This is a genomic window from Pseudomonas sp. A-B-19 (assembly GCF_019947515.1).
Taxonomy (GTDB): Bacteria; Pseudomonadota; Gammaproteobacteria; order Pseudomonadales; family Pseudomonadaceae; genus Aquipseudomonas.
This window is the reverse complement of record NZ_JAGYGN010000012.1, coordinates 1-18604: the sequence shown is the minus strand read 5'-3', so window position 1 is coordinate 18604 and position 18604 is coordinate 1. Positions and strand designations below refer to the sequence as shown.

Sequence of the window (18604 nt, the reverse complement as noted above, 5' to 3'; positions counted from 1 at the left end):
CGTCGTTCAATTTCTGTTTTTTGTTTATGGGGTTCAACACTAAACCACGCGTTTACAGCGGTGTTTTTTGCGTGTGGTTTCCTGATCAGTCAAGCATCGAGGAAACAGCCATGGCCAGTTTCAACAAGTCCGATCTCGAGTTCATTCTCGAACAAATTTTCATCGCCGAACGGCATGCGGCAGGCGCGAGTCTGGCTGACATGCTGCCGAACGTAGAAGTGCCCTTCGGCCTGCGCACCGTCTCCGGTTTCGGCAACAACCTGGCCAATCCCCAGTTCGGTGCCGCCGACAATTTCTTTCCGCGCTTGACGACGCCGGTGTTCAATACCGCGCAGGTCCAGCCGGTTGGCTTCTTTGGCCCGACCGATCCTGGCGGAACCACGCCGACCTCCTACCTGCAGACCAGTGGTGCTGTCTTCGACGCGCAGCCGCGAATCATCAGCAACCTGATCGTGGACCAGACCGCCAACAACCCGGCGGCGGTCGCGGCCGCAGCGGCCAATCTGGGTTCACAGGTGGTCACCAGCCCCGGTCTGGATGGCCTGTTCGGCACCGCCGACGACGTTTCCGTCTTCAAGATCCCTAATATCACGCCGGACGCGGCCTTGACTGCGCCCTTCAACGCCTGGATGACTTTCTTCGGCCAGTTCTTCGACCACGGCCTGGACCTGGTCACCAAAGGCGGCAGCGGCACGGTGTTCATTCCGCTGCAGCCCGACGATCCACTGTTCGTGCCTGGTAGCCCGACCAACTTCATGGTGTTGACGCGGGCCACCAATCTGCCCGGTGCCGACGGCATCCTCGGCACCGCCGATGACGTCCACGATCAGAGCAACACTACCTCGCCGTTTGTCGACCAGAACCAGACCTACAGCTCGCATCCCTCGCACCAGGTATTCCTGCGTGCCTATGAGATCAACGCCGCCGGCGATCCGGTCGCCACTGGCAAACTGATCACCAATCGTGACCTGGGTGTCGATGGTGTGTTCGGCACCGCCGACGACGTCGAAATCGGTGGCATGGCCACCTGGAAGGTGGTCAAGGCCCAGGCCCATGATCTGCTCGGGATCAACCTGACCGATGCGGATGTGTTCGATCTGCCGCTGCTGGCAACCGACGCCTATGGCAACTTCATCAAGGGGCCCAACGGCCTGCCGCAAGTCGTGATGAAGGGCGCGGATGGCATTGCCGGCACCGCCGATGACATACTCGTCGAAGGTAACCGGGCCGCACCCATCAGCCTGACGAATGCCGTGCGCACCGGTCACCAGTTCCTCATCGACATCGCTCACAGCGCCGATCCTACCGGTGGCCTGACGGCTGATGCGGACACCATCATCGGCGGCCCGCAAGCGCCCGGCACCTACGACAACGAGCTGTTGGATGCGCACTACATCGCCGGCGATGGCCGCGTCAACGAGAACATCGGCCTGACCACCGTCCACTCCGTCTTCCACAGCGAGCACAACCGGCTGGTTGATCAGACCAAGGAGACGGTGCTGGCCTCCGCCGACCTCGTCTTCCTGAACCAGTGGCTGATGCCCGACGCCCAACTGACGGCGTTGCCGGTGACGGCGGCCGACATCGCGGCCCTGCACTGGAACGGCGAGCGGCTGTTCCAGGCGGCCAAGTTCGGCACCGAGATGCAGTACCAGCACCTGGTGTTCGAGGAGTTCGCGCGCACCGTCCAGCCGCAAGTGGACGTCTTCCTGGCGCCCATGGGCAACGACACCACGATCGACGCGTCGATCGTCGCCGAGTTCGCGCACACGGTCTTTCGCTTCGGCCACTCGATGCTGGTGGAGACGGTCGATCGTTTCGATCCCAACTTCAACGTCGTCGGCGACGGCAATCCGATTGATCCGGGCAATCAACAGACCGGCCTGATCGCGGCCTTCCTCAACCCTCTGGCATTCGCGGCGAGCGGCCCTACCCCTGAGCAGGCGACAGGCGCCATCGTACGCGGCCTGACCCGCCAGGTCGGCAACGAGATCGACGAGTTCGTGACCGATGCGGTGCGCAACAACCTGGTCGGCCTGCCGCTGGACCTGGCCGCCCTCAACCTGGCGCGTGGCCGTGACGCCGGCATCCCGTCGCTGAACGCGGCGCGGCGCGAGTTCTACCACATGACCGGCGACAGCCAGTTGACCCCCTACACGAGCTGGGCCGATTTCGTGCAGCACATGAAGCACCCGGAATCGCTGATCAATTTCATCGCCGCCTACGGAACGCACTCGACCATCACTAGCGCTACGACGCTGGCGGGCAAGCGCGCCGCGGCTGCGGATCTGGTGCTCGGTAGCGCCACGGCACCGGCCGATCGCCTGGACTTCCTGCACAGTACCGGCGCCTGGGCCAGCACCGCCGGTGCGGACGGTATTCTGAACACCGCAGACGACGTGACCACCACCGGTCTGGACGCCGTCGATTTCTGGATCGGCGGCCTGGCCGAAGAGAAGATGCCCTTTGGCGGCCTGCTGGGCTCGAGCTTCAACTTCGTCTTCGAAACCCAGTTGGAAAACCTGCAGAATGGCGACCGCCTCTACTACCTGGCCCGCACCGCGGGACTCAACTTCGGCACTGAGCTTGAGAACAATTCGTTCGCCAATCTGGTGATGCTCAACAGCGATGCAACACACCTGTCGGCCAACATATTCCTGACGCCGGCCTTCACCCTGGAGACCGACCCGACCAAGCAGTTCAACCAGAGTGTGATTGCCGGGCCGGATGGCATACTGGTCGACAATCCATTGACACCAGTCAATGAAGCCGCCGACAACCTGCCCGGCAACGCCGACCCCTTTGGCCCGTCGATCCACCCGATCGGCTCACCACGGATTGACCATTTCACGCCGCTGGTGATCCGCGACAACCCCGCCACAGTGGGCCTGGATACCAACTACCTGCACTACACCGGCGGCGATACGGTCGTGCTGGGTGGCACGGTCGGCAACGATATCCTCATTTCCGGCGACTCGGACGACGACACCGTCTATGGCGACGCCGGCAACGACCGGCTCGACGGCGGCTACGGCAACGACAACGTCTTTGGCGGCACCGGCGACGACATCATCACCGACATAGGCGGCAGCGACACCCTGCGCGGCGAGGACGGCAACGACGTCATCCAGGCCGGCAACTCGACCCTCGGCCTCAACAACCTGGTCTTCGGCGGCGCTGGCAAAGACTTCATCATCACCACCGAAGACATCACCATGACCTTCGCCGGCGCGGGCGACGACTTCATCCTCGGCGCCACAGTCAACCTGTCGCCGCAGGGCGGCGAAGGCGATGACTGGATCGAGGGGGGCACCCAGGACGGTGCGGTCGGCGACAACAATAGCCCAACATTAAGCGACGATATACCTGGCAACGACATCTTCATCGGAAAAGGCGGATTCGATGAAATGATCGGCGAGGGCGGCGACGAAGTGTTCGTCGCCAGCGACGCTCAGGACAAGATGGATGGCATGTCCGGGTTCGACTGGACCACCTACAAAAACGACAAGTTCGGCGTGACCGTCGACATGGTCACTCCGTTCTTCAGTCCGTATCACCCGGTGCCCGATGCCGCGGGCAATATCGTGGGCGCGGTGGCGCAATCGGCCGATGCGGTCTATGACCGGTTCGCGGAAGTGGAGGGCCTGTCGGGGTCGTCCTTCGCCGACTTCCTGCGTGGCGATGAACAAAACGCAGCCATCATCGCCAACATCACAGCCAGGGGCAGCATTCTCACCAACTTCGATCTCGTCAGCGGCCTGCGGGCCTTCGTCGGCGCTGCTGCTGCTGGCCCCGACGGCATCGTGGGTACCGCAGACGATCAGTTCGGCGCGGGCAACATCATCCTCGGCGGCGATGGCAGCGACATCATCGAAGGCCGTGGCGGCAGCGACCTCATCGACGGTGACAGTTGGCTCAACGTGCGCATCAGCGTGCGCCAGAACATCGATGGCACCGGGCCGGAGATCGCCACCTTCGACGGCATGGAGCCCCTGATCCCGCTCATGCTGAACGGCACCTTCAATCCCGGCCAGCTCGTCGCCGTGCGCGAAATCCTGCCCGGTACATCCGTAGGCGGGGCTGCATTCGATACCGTCAACTTCATGGGACCTTTGGCGAACTACACGATCGCCGTCAACGGCATCGTCGTCGATCCCGCCGTTGCCCTCGACATCGCCGCCACCGACATCGTCACCGTGACCGACAATGTCGGCAAGGAAGAAACCGACCGTCTCACCCACATCGAGCGGCTGCAATTCTCCGATCAGGCAGTGGTCCTCGTGCAGGGGGTCAACGCCGAGCCTGTGGGCGCACTGACGGTCGATAACACCGCACCGACCGTAGGCCAGACGCTGACCGTGTCGGCGGCCGGCATCAGAGATGCCGACAACGCGGGCGGGGGGATCAACAACTCCATCAGTTACATATGGCAGGTTGAATTGGCACCGGGCTCGGGCGTCTTCGAGGACATCATCCTCGGGCCAGGCCGTATCGGTCTCGGATTTACAAGAGCGGACGCGCCCACTCTTACGGTGACGGCGGATCTTGCCGGCCTGGCGGTGCGGGTCAAAGGCTTCTATGCGGACGATAATGGCGTGACCGAGCAGGTGTTCTCCGCGCCGACCACCGCCATAGTGGCCGGCGTGCCGGCCCCCGCGCCGACGCCTTCGCTGATCGATCCGCAGACCACTGCCCCCAGCAACGGTGTGCGTTACACGCAATCGGACCTGGCGTTCATCCTTGACCAGATCAAGATCGCGGAACACCACGCGGCGGGTGAGAACCTGATTACTCTGCTGCCGAACATACGGGTGCCATACGGATTGCGCACGGTCGAAGGGACGGACAACAACCTGCTCCATCCCGAGTTCGGTGCCGCCGATACGGTATTCCCGCGCCTGACCACGCCGGACTTCCGCACGGCCGAAGCCGGCACGAGTTACACCCAGACCAGCGGCCTGGTGACCGATTCGCAGCCGCGCACCATCAGCAACCTGATCGTCGACCAGACCGCCAGCAACCCGGCAGCGGTCGCGAATACCTTCGATCCGGGTCTGGATGGCATCCTTGGCACGGCTGACGATGTCTTGAAAGTCGGCTCACAGGTGATTACCGGAACCCGCACCGACGGCACGACGTTCCAGACCTTCTTCAACTCGAACGTGAGCCCCGACGCGGGCCTGACCGCGCCCTTCAACCAATGGATGACTTTCTTCGGCCAGTTTTTCGACCATGGCCTGGACCTCGTCACCAAGGGCGGCTCGGGCACCGTGTTCATTCCGCTGCAGCCGGATGACCCGTTGTTCGTGCCCGGTAGCCCGACCAACTTCATGGTGCTGACGCGCGCCACCAATCAGCCCGGCCCCGACGGCATCCTGGGCACGGCCGACGACATCCACGAGAACAGCAACACCACCTCGCCGTTTGTCGACCAGAACCAGACCTACAGCTCGCATCCTTCGCATCAGGTGTTCCTGCGTGCCTATGAGCTCAATGCAGCCGGCGACCCGGTGGCCACCGGCAAGTTGATCGAAAATCGTGATCTGGGCGCCGATGGCGTGTTCGGCACGGCCGACGACGTAGGGATCGGCGGCATGGCCACCTGGAAGGTGGTCAAGGCGCAAGCTCATGACCTGCTCGGGATCGACCTCACCGATGCCGATTTCAACAACGTGCCATTGCTGGCGACCGACGCCTACGGCAATTTCATCAAGGGTCCGAACGGTTTTCCTCAGGTGGTGATGGTGGGCCCGGACGGCATTGCCGGCACGGCCGACGATGTGCTGGTTGAAGGCAATCCGGCGGCGCCCATCAGCCTGGTCAACGCCGTACGCACCGGCCATGCCTTCCTCAACGACATCGCGCACACCGCCGTTCCGATCGACGACGTGACCGGCGCAGCACTCCTGCCCGATGTGGACACTGTTGTTGGCGGTACGCCTGCGCCGGGCTTCTACGACAACGAACTGCTGGACGCGCACTACATTGCCGGCGACGGCCGGGTCAACGAGAACATCGGTCTGACCACCGTCCACTCCATCTTCCACCATGAGCACAACCGCCTGGTCGATCACACCATGGCGGTGGTTCTGGCGACAGCGGCAAGCGGCGACGTGTCGTTCCTGAACGAGTGGCTGCTGACGCCTGTCACTGCCGTTCCCGTCGACACCACGACCCTTGACTGGAACGGCGAGCGTCTGTTCCAGACGGCGAAGTTCGGCACCGAAATGCAGTACCAGCACCTGGTGTTCGAGGAGTTCGCGCGTACGATCCAGCCGATGGTCGATCCCTTCTTCGCCCCAGGCCAGGTGTACGACACCGCGATCGATCCGAGCATCGTTGCCGAGTTTGCACACACCGTCTATCGTTTCGGGCACTCGATGCTGCTGGAGCAGGTCGACCGGCTGGATCCGAACTTCGCCTCAAGCGATATCGGGCTGATTCAGGCCTTCCTCAACCCGATCGAGTTCGCGGGCAGTGGTCCGACCCCGGAACAGGCGGCCGGTGCCATCGTGCGCGGCGTGACCCGTCAGGTGGGCAACGAGATTGACGAGTTCGTCACCGAAGCCCTGCGCAACAACCTGCTGGGCCTGCCGCTCGATCTGCCTGCCATCAACCTGGCGCGCGGCCGCGATACCGGCATTCCGTCCCTGAACGCGGCACGGCGGGAGTTCTATCTGCCTACCGGCGACGCAGAGCTCAAGCCTTACACCAGTTGGGCCGATTTCGTGCAGCACATAAAACATCCGGAATCGCTGATCAACTTCATCGCCGCCTACGGCACGCACTCGACCATCACCGGCGCCCTCACGCTGGCGGACAAGCGCGCCGCGGCTGCGGACCTGGTGTTAGGCAGCGCGACTGCACCGGCCGACCGTGTCGACTTCCTGAACAGTACGGGAGCCTGGGCCAGCACCGCCGGTGCGGACGGTATTCTGAACACCGCGGACGACGTGACCATCACCGGTCTGGACAGCGTCGACTTCTGGGTTGGCGGGCTGGCCGAGGAGAAAATGCCCTTTGGCGGCATGCTCGGCTCGACTTTCAACTTCGTCTTCGAGAACCAGATGGAGAAACTCCAGAACGGCGACCGCTTCTACTATCTGGAACGCACCGCCTCGATGGACTTTGGCGCCGAACTTGAGAACAACACGTTCGCCAATCTGGTGATGGCCAATACCGACGCAACACACCTCTCGGCCAGGGTTTTCCTGACGCCGGCCTTCATCCTGGAAACTGACCAGACGCGTCAGTACAACCCGAGTGTGGTCGCCGGGCCCGACGGCATTGTCGGCACGATCGATGATCTGCCAGTCAACGCCGACCCCTTTGGCCCGTCGAACCATCCGATTGGCTCACCACGCAGTGACTTCCTCACACCGCTGGTGATCCGCGACAACCCCGGCACAGTGGGCCCGGATACCAACTACCTGCACTACACCGGTGCCGATACGGTCGTGCTCGGCGGCACACCCGGCAACGATATCCTCATTGCCGGCGACTCGGACGATGACACGGTCTATGGCGATGCCGGTAACGACCGGATCGATGGCGGCTACGGTAACGACCAACTCCTTGGCGGTACCGGTGACGACATCATCACCGACATCGGCGGCGACGACGTCATCCATGGCGAGGACGGCAACGACGTCATCCAGGGCGGCAACGGCCTGAACCTGATCCTCGGCCAGGCTGGCCAGGACTTCATCATCACCGGCGAAGACGCGGCCGACACCAGCGGCGGCCTGGGCAATGACTTCATCCTCGGCAGCAAGGCGAACGAATTCGCGAAAGGTGGCGAAGGCGATGACTGGATCCAGGGCGGATCCGCCGATGGCGTTGCCGGCGACAACTTCGACCCATTCGGCAATGACCCGATCATTGGTAACGATGTATTCATGGGCGATGGCGGACCGGACAACTTCGACGGGGAAGGCGGTGATGACATCATGATCGGCAGCCCTAGCGAGGCGGACCGTTTCATCGGGTTCTCCGGTTACGACTGGGCGACCTACAAGGATGATCCGGTCGGCGTGACCATTGGCCTCAACTCCAGTCAGCGTTTCTTCGATCAGCCGGCGGTGCCCGGTTCCACCGCGTCGATCCTTGCCCGTCTGGACCTGGTGGAAGGGCTGTCGGGGTCGGCACACGCCGATTTCCTCAGCGGCGATGATTCCACCGCGGTAACGCTCGCTATTGCTGGCGCCACGGGTAGTGTGCTTACCAACCTTGACCTCATCAGTGGTCTGCGGGCGTTCGTTGGTGCCGCTGCTGCTGGCGCCGACGGCATCGTGGGTACTGCAGACGATAAGTTCGACGGGGGCAACATTATCCTGGGCGGTGCCGGCAGCGACGTCATCCAGGGCCGTGCCGGCGATGACCTGATCGACGGCGACAAGTGGCTCAACGTACGCATCAGTGTGCGGCAGAACATCGATGGCACCGGGCCGGAAATCGCCAGCTTCGACGACATGACACCGCTGGTCCCGCTGATGTTGAACGGTACCTATAACCCCGGCCAGCTCCAGATCGTCCGCGAGATCCTGACGGCGCCTGGTCCTGACTTCGATACGGCGCTGTACTCCGGCAATTTTGCGGATTACACCGTGATCGAAAACGTCAATGGCACCGTTACGGTCACCGACAGTGTCGCTGGCAGGGACGGGATCGACACCCTCAGCAATATCGAGCGGTTGCAGTTCACCGATCAGGCGATCGTGCTGGGCGGTTTGAACTCGGCGCCAGTCGGTTCGCTGAGGATCGACGATCCTACGCCGGCTGTCGGACAGACGCTGACGGTATCGGCGGCAGACATCACTGATGCCGACAATACTGCGACCGGTGGCGCGATCACCAGCCCCATCAGTTTCTTCTGGCAGTTCGAACCAAGCCCGGGCTCGGGCGTCTTCGAAGACATCACCTTCTTTGCCGCCGGCGAGGTCGCGCGCGCGGAGGGTCTGACTGTCACGGTGGGCTCGGAGCTCAGGATCCCACCACCGGCGACCCTCATCGGCGCCGTGCCGGCTATCCCGCAACTCGTCGTGCCAACCGGACTGGCTCTGCGCGTCAGGGCGGTCTACAAGGACGCCAATGGCGTGCTGGAGGAGGTGTTCTCGGCGCCGACCGCACCGATCACGCCGGCCGGTACCGGCACCGTCAATGTCCTGCCGGTCGGCACTGTGCTGATCAGCGATACGGCTCCGACGCCAGGCTTTGCCTTGACCGCCACGGATGCGTTCACCGACGCCAACGGGACCACGACTTCGGTGATTACCCATCAGTGGCAGGTGGGGAGCGGCGCGATCTTTACCGACCTCGTCGGCGAGACAGGCACGACCTTCACGCCCAGCTCGTTGCAGACCGGTCAGCAATTGCGTGTCGTCGCGAGTTACGTCGATGACCTCGGCACACTCGAGCGGGTCACTTCTGCCGCAACGACAGTGGTCGGCGAACTGTTCGTCGGTACCGCCGGTGATGACATATACACCGGCACGCCAGGCGACGACTTGGCCAGCGGAGGTGCTGGCAACGACATCCTGAGCGGCTTGGGCGGCAACGACATCCTCAATGGTGACGCAGGCAATGACATGCTCATCGGGGGGACGGGTGCCGATACCATGGCCGGCGGTGTGGGCGACGATGTCTACGAGGTCACCGACCTCGGGGACGTGGTGACCGAGCTTGGCGGTGAGGGCAACGACACGGTCTGGACCTCGCTCTCGGGCTACACGCTGAGTGCCAACGTCGAAAATCTGTTTTTCGGCGGCAGCGGCGACTTTGCGGGCACCGGCAACGCGCTCGACAACACGCTCGTGGGCGGTGCGGGTAACGACGTCCTGATCGGTGGCGCAGGTGCCGACACGATGGCTGGCGGTGGCGGCAGCGATGTCTACGAAGTCACCGAGCTTGGGGACGTGGTGAGCGAGAACGCCGGTGCCGGCAGCGACACGGTCTGGACCTCGCTCGGCAGCTACGTCCTGGGTGCCAACGTCGAGAATCTGTTTTTCGGCGGCAGCGGCGACTTTGCGGGCACCGGCAACACGCTCGACAACACGATCGCGGGGGGGGCGGGTAATGACGTCCTCGTCGGTGGCGCAGGTAACGACATCCTCATCGGTGGCACAGGTACCGACACGATGGTCGGTGGCGTCGACAACGATGTCTACACAGTCGACAACCTCGGGGATGTGGTGACCGAGCTCGCCGGTTCTGGTAACGACACGGTCTGGTCCTCGCTCGGGAGCTACGTCCTGGGTGCCAACCTCGAAAACCTGTTTTTCGGCGGCAGCGGCAACTTTGCGGGCACCGGCAACGCGCTCGACAACGTGATCGCGGGGGGGGCAGGTAATGACATCCTCGTCAGTGCCGCAGGTAACGACCTCATCATCGGTGGCGCAGGTGCCGACACGATGACCGGCGGTGTCGGCAACGATGTCTACGAAGTCACCGACCCTGGGGACGTGGTGACCGAGCTTGGCGGCGAGGGTATTGACACGGTCTGGACCTCGCTCGGGAGCTACGTCCTGGGTGCCAACGTCGACAACCTGTTTTTCGGCGGCAGCGGCGACTTTGCGGGCACCGGCAACGCGCTCGACAACACGATCGCGGGGGGGGCGGGTAATGACGTCCTCGTCGGTGGAGCAGGTAACGACGTGATGAGTGGCGGCGTCGCCGGCAACGATATCTTCGCGTTTGCCCCAGGCTTCGGCACCGATACGATCCTGAACTTCGGAGCCAATCCGGGCGCAGGGCAGGACTTGCTGAATATAACGGGGATGGGGGTCACCAGCGCGGTGTTCGCGACCAATGTGAGCATAACGGCTGACGGGGCGGACACGGTGGTAGGGATTGGAACGGACTCCATCCGCCTGGTCGGTGTCAGCAGCGCGGCCGTTGATCAGACGGACTTCATTCTGGTCGTCTGAGGTCCTGGTCAGTACCGTCGCAGGAGGACGGAACAGTAGAGGGGAGGGCATGGATGCCCTCCCTTTCTCTTTTCAATCAAATGCCCATTAGTTATCGGGGGGGCCGGCAGCATTTACCTTCTGCCGCAAAGGTTCGTCAACGCTCTGGAATTATCAGGTGCTGGATTTAGAACACATGGGGATGGACTGCTACAACGATATGAAAAGCCCGACCGGGCACGGCAACCCCTGCAATCCATTCGTCGGTCCTGATGCTCTTTTGTTGAACTCGGGCAGAACGCATTTATCCAACAAAACTGTGGGAATGCTTCCCACTCAATGATGCCAACCGGCTCTCAGGGATCGTGCGGATACCGCAGTTGCTCGTGGTCGCTGCACATTTATGACCATGCCGGTTGACCGGCCGCTCCAGTGGGTGGCCGGGAACTCACTGGACGTTGCGTACGATACGGAGATGACGACGCAACGCCAAGCGGAGGTACATCATGCTGCTCAAGAAAACTTTGTTGGCTCTGGCAATCGGCGGGGTCCTGTCGGCATCGACTGTCCTGGTACCCGACTACATCGGTATGTTCTCCAGCGTATATGCCAAAGATGGCGGTAGCGGAGGCGGTGGTGGTCATGGCGGTCACGGTGGCGACGGCGGAGGCGGCAACGCTGGTAGCGGCCATGGAGATGGCGGCGGCCATGGCGCTGCAGGCAAAGGCGGTGCTGGTGCTGGTGCTGCGGGCAATGGCGGTGCAGGTGCTGGTGCTGGTGCTGCGGGCAATGGCGGTGCTGGTGCTGGTGCTGCAGGCAAAGGCGGCCCGGGGCGCGGCGACGCTGACCATGGGGCAGTGGCCGGGAATAGAGGCCCCGGCATTGCGCATGACAACGACGATGACCATGGTGGCATGACCGGGAATAGAGGTCCCGGCAATGCGCGTGACAACGACGATGACCATGGCGCAATGGCCGGGAATGATAGGGGCCCCGGCATTGCGCATGACAACGACGATGACCATGGTGGCTTGACCGGGAATAGAGGTCCCGGCAATGCGCGTGACAACGACGATGCCGATGACAACGATGCCGCGGATGCAGCCAGGGATGCTGCAAAAGCTGATGCAGATGCAGCCAGAGACGCCGCCAGGGCTGATGCGGACGCAGCACGGGACGCTGCAAAAGCTGCTGGCGTAGCTGCAGCCCGGGACGCCGCCAAAGCCGACGTAGCTGCAGCCCAGGGCGCCGCCAAAGCCGACGTAGCTGCAGCCAGGGACGCTGCCAAAGCTGACGTAGCTGCAGCCAGGGACGCTGCCAAAGCTGACGTAGCTGCAGCCCAGGACGCCGTCAAGGCCGACGTAGCTGCAGCCCAGGACGCCGTCAAAGCCGAGGTGAACGCAGCCAGAGAGGCTGCCCAAGCCAAGGCGAGGGAAGCCAGAGCGGCTGTGGCTGCGGCCCTGGACGCCCCGGATATCGACGCGGTTGAGGTCGAGAACTAAACCTGCACGTTCGGCAATGAATATGGCAGGCATACCCACGGAAAACGTCCCGGGAGCTTGAGGGACGTATGGCAAAGAGTCGCAAGCCCTGAAGCGTAGCCGGGCTTGCGACTTTTTTTTGAAGTCGTGTCGCCTTCACGAGTGATGAGCAAGCTGATCGGACTCTAGAGGGGGGATTGCCCGGTCCGGCAAGGTTGTTCAGGTATGAGATAAACTTGGGCTCTTTCGGCACAAGACTCGGCAGAGGTGATGAATGGAATCGTTTAGCGTCCGCGAGCTGAAAAAGACTGACGCTCAAGCGTTGCTGGCATTCGAAGTTGATAACCGTGAATGGTTCGAATCTCATATCGATGCGCGCGCCCCGGCTTTTTACTCGTTACAGGGTGTCGCCGATCACATCGAAAGCTATTTGTCAGATTTGGCCATTGGCGCCTGGCACCCGTTTGTCATCGAGGATTCCAGTCAAAGAATCGTGGGGCGAGCCAATCTGAAAAGCATCGACGCATCGACCCGTTCTGCGCAAGTCGGCTATCGGATTGCTCAGCGCGCGTGCGGGCAGGGGTTGGCCACGCTGGCGCTGAGGCATCTGATACAGGAAGCAAAGACGCGCTGGGGGCTAACGCAACTGGTTGCCTTTGCCTACAAGAAAAATGTCGGCTCAAGAAAAGTCCTCGAACGTTGCGGATTCCAACTGCAACAACCCTCCTGTAACGAAAATACGGGGAACGAAGACCGATTCGTCCTGTTGATCCAGATAGGATCCCCCGGCGATTCCGAGCGTCGGCAGTAGCTCGGTGACACCCCGGTCACTCCTGCGGTGCTTGATCTTCAGCCACCTCTTTCCAGCTGTCATCCGGATCGAAGCGCTTCATCGATTGCGCCAGTTTTTCACCACCGGGCCCCAGGTCTTTCTCGAACACCTGTCCTTCATGGCTGATCATGAAACTCATCACCCCGGTGTCATCGTATTTCGCCGGCCAGGCGATCAGGGCAAAGCCGCGGCTCATCTTGTCACCGATGAGGTAGCTGTAGGCGCCACCCGGTGCTGAAGGACCCTGGCCATCGAGGATGCGGAAGCGGTAACCATGCCACTCTTCGTCGGCAATGGCTTTGCCGAATGAAGGCCCCAGCGGGCTGATCTGGCCGCTGTCGTCTTGCGCCCAATACAGCCCATCGTGCTTGCCAGGGGTGCTGAAGATTTTCTGCGCGTACTCGAGTGCGCCATCACCGTCTCGATCGACTGACGCATAGTCCATCTGGGCGTCGTGATAGGCCAGCACCGATTGCACCGCGGCCAGTTCATTGCGGCCGATTTGACGGGCACGGATCTCGGCGCTGCCGGCCTTCAGGTCGAAGCGCCAACCGTTCTCGTTCTTTGTCAGGGGGATAGGCAGTGTCCAGTTCTCACTGCCGACCGCCAGGACCGCCTTGTGGTCGCTGGTGTTTTCTATGTGATGTCGCTCGCGGTATTGCTGCAAAAACGCATCCACATCTTCGCGCTGCACGCCTTCACGCGGGATGTAAGTGCGCCAATCACTGCCCAGAAGTTCCGTCAGGCGTGCCTGGTCGGAGTGTTCCGTGCCCAGTGCTGCGACAAAGGCTTCTGCGGCCTTTTCCGGTGTTGGAAAGGCCTGCTGCGCCGTCGCCATGCACGACCACAACAAGCCGGCTGCTGTCGCAAGGACATGTGGGAGCAAGCCCATGAGTCCCTTCACTCGAGGTTGGTTTTTCAACGACGGCCCCCCCTTTGACGCGCTGGTGGACTGGACGGCCGGCTGACCTGGTGACCGGCCGATCGCGCGGCACTTGGGCGCTGGGCTGATGCCTGGCTGGCCCGGCCGCGATTGGCCTGGACGTTGGCCTGGGACGGTGAGCGTGCGCCGGCGAATGCATTGTTGCGGGCACTGCCGGCACTGGCGGCCGGCCGTTGATTCGCCGTTTGACGCGTCTGCGCCTGGCCCTCTCTGCGCTGATTCAGCTGTGCGCTCTGGTTCCGGGGTTGCTGATTCTCCCGGGTGTTTCTGGCCGTGCCTTGGCCTCTGTCAGCCGCCTTCGGTCTGTCTGCTCCGGCCTGTAACCGATCGTTCCCCGCGGCAGCGGACTGGAGTTTGCGCGTTTGATCGCGGGCTTCGAGGTTACTGGTGGCAGGTCGTTCGATACCGTGCCTGTCCATTGAAGTGCGGGCGTTTTCACGGGCCTGGGCGCGCTGGGCAGTGTCCCCTCGATAGGCTACGCGCTGATTGGCACCGTTCAATTGGCGGCCGTACTGTGCACGGCTCGCGCTGTCTCGATAGGGCACGCCATTGCGGTGCACCGGGTTGTGCTGCCATTTGTTGTTGGTGATCCGGTTGTTGGCATTGATGTTGTTGTAGCGATTGACGTCGATGTCGACGTCATTATTGCCCCAGTCACATTCACCCCACAACGATCCAATGATCGCCACACCGGCACCAAACGCGAGCCCGGCCATCAAGGCCTGACCGGGGTAATAGGCGGGTGGCGGCGGATAGTACACGGGCGGCGACGCCGGGTAGGCCCAGGTGCCATAGGTGGTGGTCGGGTTATAGGTGGGGACGTACACCACCTGCGGATCGGCAGGTTGAATGATGATGGTGGAGCTGCTGGCCGGAGCCGGTTGAGGGGCTGGAGCCGGTGCCTGCGTTGTGGTCGCAGGTGCCGGTGTCGCGACATTCTGGATCGTCACGTTCTGATATTGGTTGCTCTGCAGGTTGCCAGCGGCCTGGGCCTGATGACGCAAGCGTTGTACACCGTTCATGACATCGTCGGGCTGCGCCAGGAAAGCATCACCCAGGCGTTGTACCCAGACGGGATCCTGCCCCAGCGTTGCCAGAACCTGCGGGAAGGCGACCAGCGCCTGCACGCTCGGATCCCAGGGCTGGTTCGCTACCTGTTTGACTGCCTCATCGCCCTTGGCGTCCGGGTGTGCTTTGGACCAGTCGACCGCCTCGCCGACTTCCCCCGGGTAGGTAGTGGCCATCAGTACTTGTGCCAACAGTGGGTCCGGGTAAAGCGCAATGGGTGCCAGCATTTGATCCAGCTGTTCCTGGGTAAACACGGGATCTTTGGCAGTCGCGGTGACGGACGCTGTATCGGCAGCATTGGCGGGTGCCGGTGCGGTCCCATCCGCGGCCTGTGTCAGGCAGGAAGATCCACTCAAAAACAGAACGGCTGACAACGCGTAAAAAAATGGAATGCGCATTGGCACCCCCTATGTGGTCAGGCAGGCTTGAAATGAGTGAGTCGCTGCCGCAGAGGTGAAAGCTGACTTTGCAAGCCACAGAGCCCAGCTTCGATGCCGCTTCCTAATGGTAGCAGCTCATTCGAACGACCCAGGTTGTCTTGAAAACGGCGTCAACCTGATCGATCACTGGGCGCTGGCATCGCTTTCGTGTTCTTCGGCGAATGCCATGAACACCTTCAGGTCCAGTACATCCAGCTTGATCCGGGCGATGAACGCCGAGAAGGCCAGATTGGCCGCGAGCAGGCGCAAGTCGCTGGCCCAGGCCGGAAGGTAGGTCGGTCCCTTGAGCCAACCGGACTCGAACAGTGGCGCCAGGCGTACGGTGTCAGCCAGGCTGAGGCGCCCGGCAAACAAATGCCCCACCAGTTCCGGCCGGTTATCGCGGATTGCAATGCGCAGCAGGGTATGAACGCCGAGCAACCCGGTCAGGTAAGCGGCATCCTTGGTGAACGCCGAACCGCCCCGCAGGTCGGCACCGCGGAACACCCGTTGGGTCGAGCGGAAGGATTCCTCTTCTGTCTGCCCGGCCGCCAGAAAACCTTCGAACACCTGGATGAAGTCGGCACCCTCCAGCGCCTGTTGGACGGCGAGCACGCGCAGGGCCAGACGACGCAAACGATTGATGTCCATGCTGCCGGTGAACAGTTCGGCCAGGGTGGCAATGCCTTCCTGAGTCTGGGTCGTGCGGGGCGCCCCCAGGCCCAGGCTTGTGAGGTTGGGCTGGCGCGCACCGTTCTGTGCCGTGGCGACATGCACGAAGGCCTCGTGTTGCAACAGCTGATGCTTGTCCAGCTCCGAAAACAGCGCGCTGGCCCGCAGGCGAATGCGGCTAGATCCGGCGATGGCCTTGGCGGCCAGGTTCGGATCGAGCACGACCGTGATCTGTCCGGCGCCGAAGAAACGGTCGAGTTCCGGTTGTATCCAGGCGGCGAACACCTTGGCCGGAATCTCGGCCGGGCAGGGTGGAATCCGCGCACTGCCGAGCAGGGCGTCGGTGGTCTTGAGGAAGAAACGGGCCGCGTCGAGCATGCTCAGTTGCAAGCGCGTGTAGTAGAAGTCCGGGCGCCGGTACAGCGCTGACGAATATTGGGTAAAGGCGGGAGTACCAATGGCCCCCAGCATGTGCCCGGCGGTGGCATAGCTACGGGCGGTCATGGCGAGGAAATTCCCGGCCGGATGCCCCACATCGCATTGGCTGATAAAGGTTTCCAGAGCAGCGATGTCGGCGCTGTGCTCGCGGCGTTGCAACTGGACCTTGGGTAACTCGGCCCGCCCGCGGCGCCATTTCGCCAGGAAGTCTTCCTCGATCCCGTCGGGCCAGGACAACGCATCCAGCACGCGGATCCTGCGGGTCAGACCGGGCAGGGCGGCATCGAGTTCGGACAGGGCGGCGGCGCTCATGGATAGCTCCTTGAGAGACGAAGTGGCGTTACAAAAGCTTAGTCGTCGCGCGCGGTTGTGTGTTGAGCACTACTCCATGACCGCCAGTGACAACAGCATCAGCAGTTTGAAGTCGTCCTCGTAGGCGATCCAGCTGGCTTGCACTTCGACCTGTGCGTCCAGCCCCGAGGCATGGGCGCCCGGTGCACGATTGGTGCCGCCGGACACCTGGGCCAGCAGCGGCCCGGCGTCATCGATGCAACGCTACAACGGTTTACAGCATCCCGACGATGAGGGGGGATGAGGCATTCATCCGCCACAGGAATGAATGCCTCAAAATACGACGAAAGTCGTATGGAGGTCGGTTTCGGCAAATGGTAGTAGACGATTATCTTGAAAGCGCAACTGCAAATTTGTATCATTCGTTTTCAATTTAGCGAAGCAGGGAACGCAGCGCCCAAACAATAATAAGGTCAAGGCAATGCTCAAAATGCTTCTCGTATACGGTCATCTGCTCGCTACGTGTATTGCCCTGGGGAGGGTGCTGCAGGCGGATCACAAACTTTGGAGTTGGCGCAAGGAAATACTGGACCAGGCGCGGCTCGAGTACCTTGGTGAAACACAGAAGATCGTCAGCCTTGCACTGCTGGCCCTTTGGGCAAGCGGACTGTTGCTGGTGCTCCAGGGTTACCTCAACGAGGGCGACGCGTATCTGCTCAATCAGAAGCTCTGGGCCAAGGTGACTATCGTCGCGCTGCTTAGCCTCAACGGTGCACTGTTGCATCGAGTTGGTTTCCCGCTGCTGCAAAAGGCTCCATTCGTCGCGCTGCGCACTGCAGGGCGCACGCGGCTCGCCTTGTTGGGTGCGCTTTCCATGAGCGGGTGGCTATTCGCCGCATTCCTGGGGGTGGCTCGAGCCTGGAATCACGTGTTGCCTTATCTGCATGTGATGGGCGTATTCGCTGCATTCTCGTCATTGGCTTGTTGCGTGGCACTTGTAGTCGCCGGCAGGGCGGGCAGTGTCGGTGCGCAAAAAAACTCGGTACCGGGGTAGCTGTCAACAGACGGTGGGAAGCCCGCTCCCTGAAGTGGCGGGCTTCTGCGAGTCCGGGGTTGCCTGAGTCGCCGTTACGTCTGTGCGATCACCGGTGATAGAGACCTCTCGACCACTCCTCCTTTTCCCATGACCCATAGGCGGTCTCCCGACAGTTCGATAGCTCTCACAGAGCCGTCGGTCGGCTTTCTTCTGCGCCGGTTGACCCGGGGCTAGAAAGGGTTAATTTAGATTGTGTGGGAAAAAATCCCACGCGAAAAACCCGAGAGAAATTTCAAGTTTGACGGATTACTCCCATGCCGCTCCCGGATCGCAGCGCGAATTGCGTTGGCACTGCTCGCGGTAAATCACCAGGAGAATGCACGATGAACACTTACCTGTTTTTCAAGAGAGGATTACTGGCGCTGGCAATCGGCGGCGTCCTCTCGGCTTCCATCGTTTTGGTACCAGACTCCATTTCCCATGACTCGAGTGCCTATGCCAAGGATGGTGGTGGTGGTGG

Annotated in this window: 9 protein-coding genes; 5 read left to right on the top strand and 4 right to left on the bottom strand. The window is 62.0% G+C overall.

Going from position 1 to position 18604, the window contains the following annotated elements:
- Positions 1 to 110: 110 nt before the first annotated feature.
- The 4 genes from KGA81_RS15115 to KGA81_RS15100 all read left to right on the top strand — a co-directional run bounded on the left by KGA81_RS15115 (position 111) and on the right by KGA81_RS15100 (position 13196).
- Positions 111 to 10925 (top strand): peroxidase family protein, encoded by a 10815-nt coding sequence (locus KGA81_RS15115; protein ID WP_223547003.1) that lies wholly within the window; start codon positions 111 to 113, stop codon positions 10923 to 10925.
- 621 nt (positions 10926 to 11546) lie between these two features.
- Positions 11547 to 11822, top strand: coding sequence for a hypothetical protein (locus KGA81_RS15110; protein ID WP_223547002.1), 276 nt, complete (start codon positions 11547 to 11549; stop codon positions 11820 to 11822).
- 53 nt (positions 11823 to 11875) lie between these two features.
- Complete coding sequence (locus KGA81_RS15105) at positions 11876 to 12406, top strand: hypothetical protein (protein WP_223547001.1); 531 nt, start codon at positions 11876 to 11878, stop codon at positions 12404 to 12406.
- Positions 12407 to 12659: 253 nt separating this feature from the next.
- Positions 12660 to 13196, top strand: coding sequence for a GNAT family N-acetyltransferase (locus KGA81_RS15100; protein ID WP_223547000.1), 537 nt, complete (start codon positions 12660 to 12662; stop codon positions 13194 to 13196).
- A gap of 16 nt (positions 13197 to 13212) precedes the next feature.
- Here the strand turns inward: KGA81_RS15100 and KGA81_RS15095 are convergent, their stop codons facing one another.
- The 4 genes from KGA81_RS15095 to KGA81_RS15080 form a co-directional block, all read right to left on the bottom strand.
- A complete protein-coding gene (locus KGA81_RS15095) occupies positions 13213 to 14109 on the bottom strand; it encodes a DUF2950 domain-containing protein (RefSeq protein ID WP_223546999.1) in 897 nt (298 codons plus the stop codon).
- A gap of 26 nt (positions 14110 to 14135) precedes the next feature.
- Positions 14136 to 15626: a DUF3300 domain-containing protein gene (locus KGA81_RS15090; RefSeq protein WP_223546998.1), complete on the bottom strand. Its 1491-nt coding sequence runs from the start codon at positions 15624 to 15626 to the stop codon at positions 14136 to 14138.
- A gap of 165 nt (positions 15627 to 15791) precedes the next feature.
- Positions 15792 to 17069, bottom strand: a complete 1278-nt coding sequence (locus KGA81_RS15085) for a tyrosine/phenylalanine carboxypeptidase domain-containing protein (protein ID WP_223546997.1) — start codon at positions 17067 to 17069, stop codon at positions 15792 to 15794.
- Between the two features lie 69 nt (positions 17070 to 17138).
- Positions 17139 to 17276, bottom strand: a complete 138-nt coding sequence (locus KGA81_RS15080) for a hypothetical protein (protein ID WP_223546996.1) — start codon at positions 17274 to 17276, stop codon at positions 17139 to 17141.
- 253 nt (positions 17277 to 17529) lie between these two features.
- Between KGA81_RS15080 and KGA81_RS15075 the strand changes: the two genes are divergently transcribed.
- Entirely contained in the window at positions 17530 to 18102 is a 573-nt protein-coding gene (locus KGA81_RS15075) for a hypothetical protein (RefSeq protein WP_223546995.1), read from the top strand.
- The last annotated feature ends 502 nt before the right edge of the window (positions 18103 to 18604 follow it).

Bases quoted from the DNA above. Each gene is read 5' to 3' on its own strand.
- KGA81_RS15105 (WP_223547001.1), top strand. From the start codon at position 11,876: ATGGCCGGGAATGATAGGGGCCCCGGCATTGCGCATGACAACGACGAT.
- KGA81_RS15110 (WP_223547002.1), top strand. From the start codon at position 11,547: ATGGCGGTCACGGTGGCGACGGCGGAGGCGGCAACGCTGGTAGCGGCC.
- KGA81_RS15095 (WP_223546999.1), bottom strand. From the start codon at position 14,109: ATGGGCTTGCTCCCACATGTCCTTGCGACAGCAGCCGGCTTGTTGTGG.
- KGA81_RS15085 (WP_223546997.1), bottom strand. From the start codon at position 17,069: ATGAGCGCCGCCGCCCTGTCCGAACTCGATGCCGCCCTGCCCGGTCTG.
- KGA81_RS15100 (WP_223547000.1), top strand. From the start codon at position 12,660: ATGGAATCGTTTAGCGTCCGCGAGCTGAAAAAGACTGACGCTCAAGCG.
- KGA81_RS15075 (WP_223546995.1), top strand. From the start codon at position 17,530: ATGCTCAAAATGCTTCTCGTATACGGTCATCTGCTCGCTACGTGTATT.
- KGA81_RS15115 (WP_223547003.1), top strand. From the start codon at position 111: ATGGCCAGTTTCAACAAGTCCGATCTCGAGTTCATTCTCGAACAAATT.
- KGA81_RS15090 (WP_223546998.1), bottom strand. From the start codon at position 15,626: ATGCGCATTCCATTTTTTTACGCGTTGTCAGCCGTTCTGTTTTTGAGT.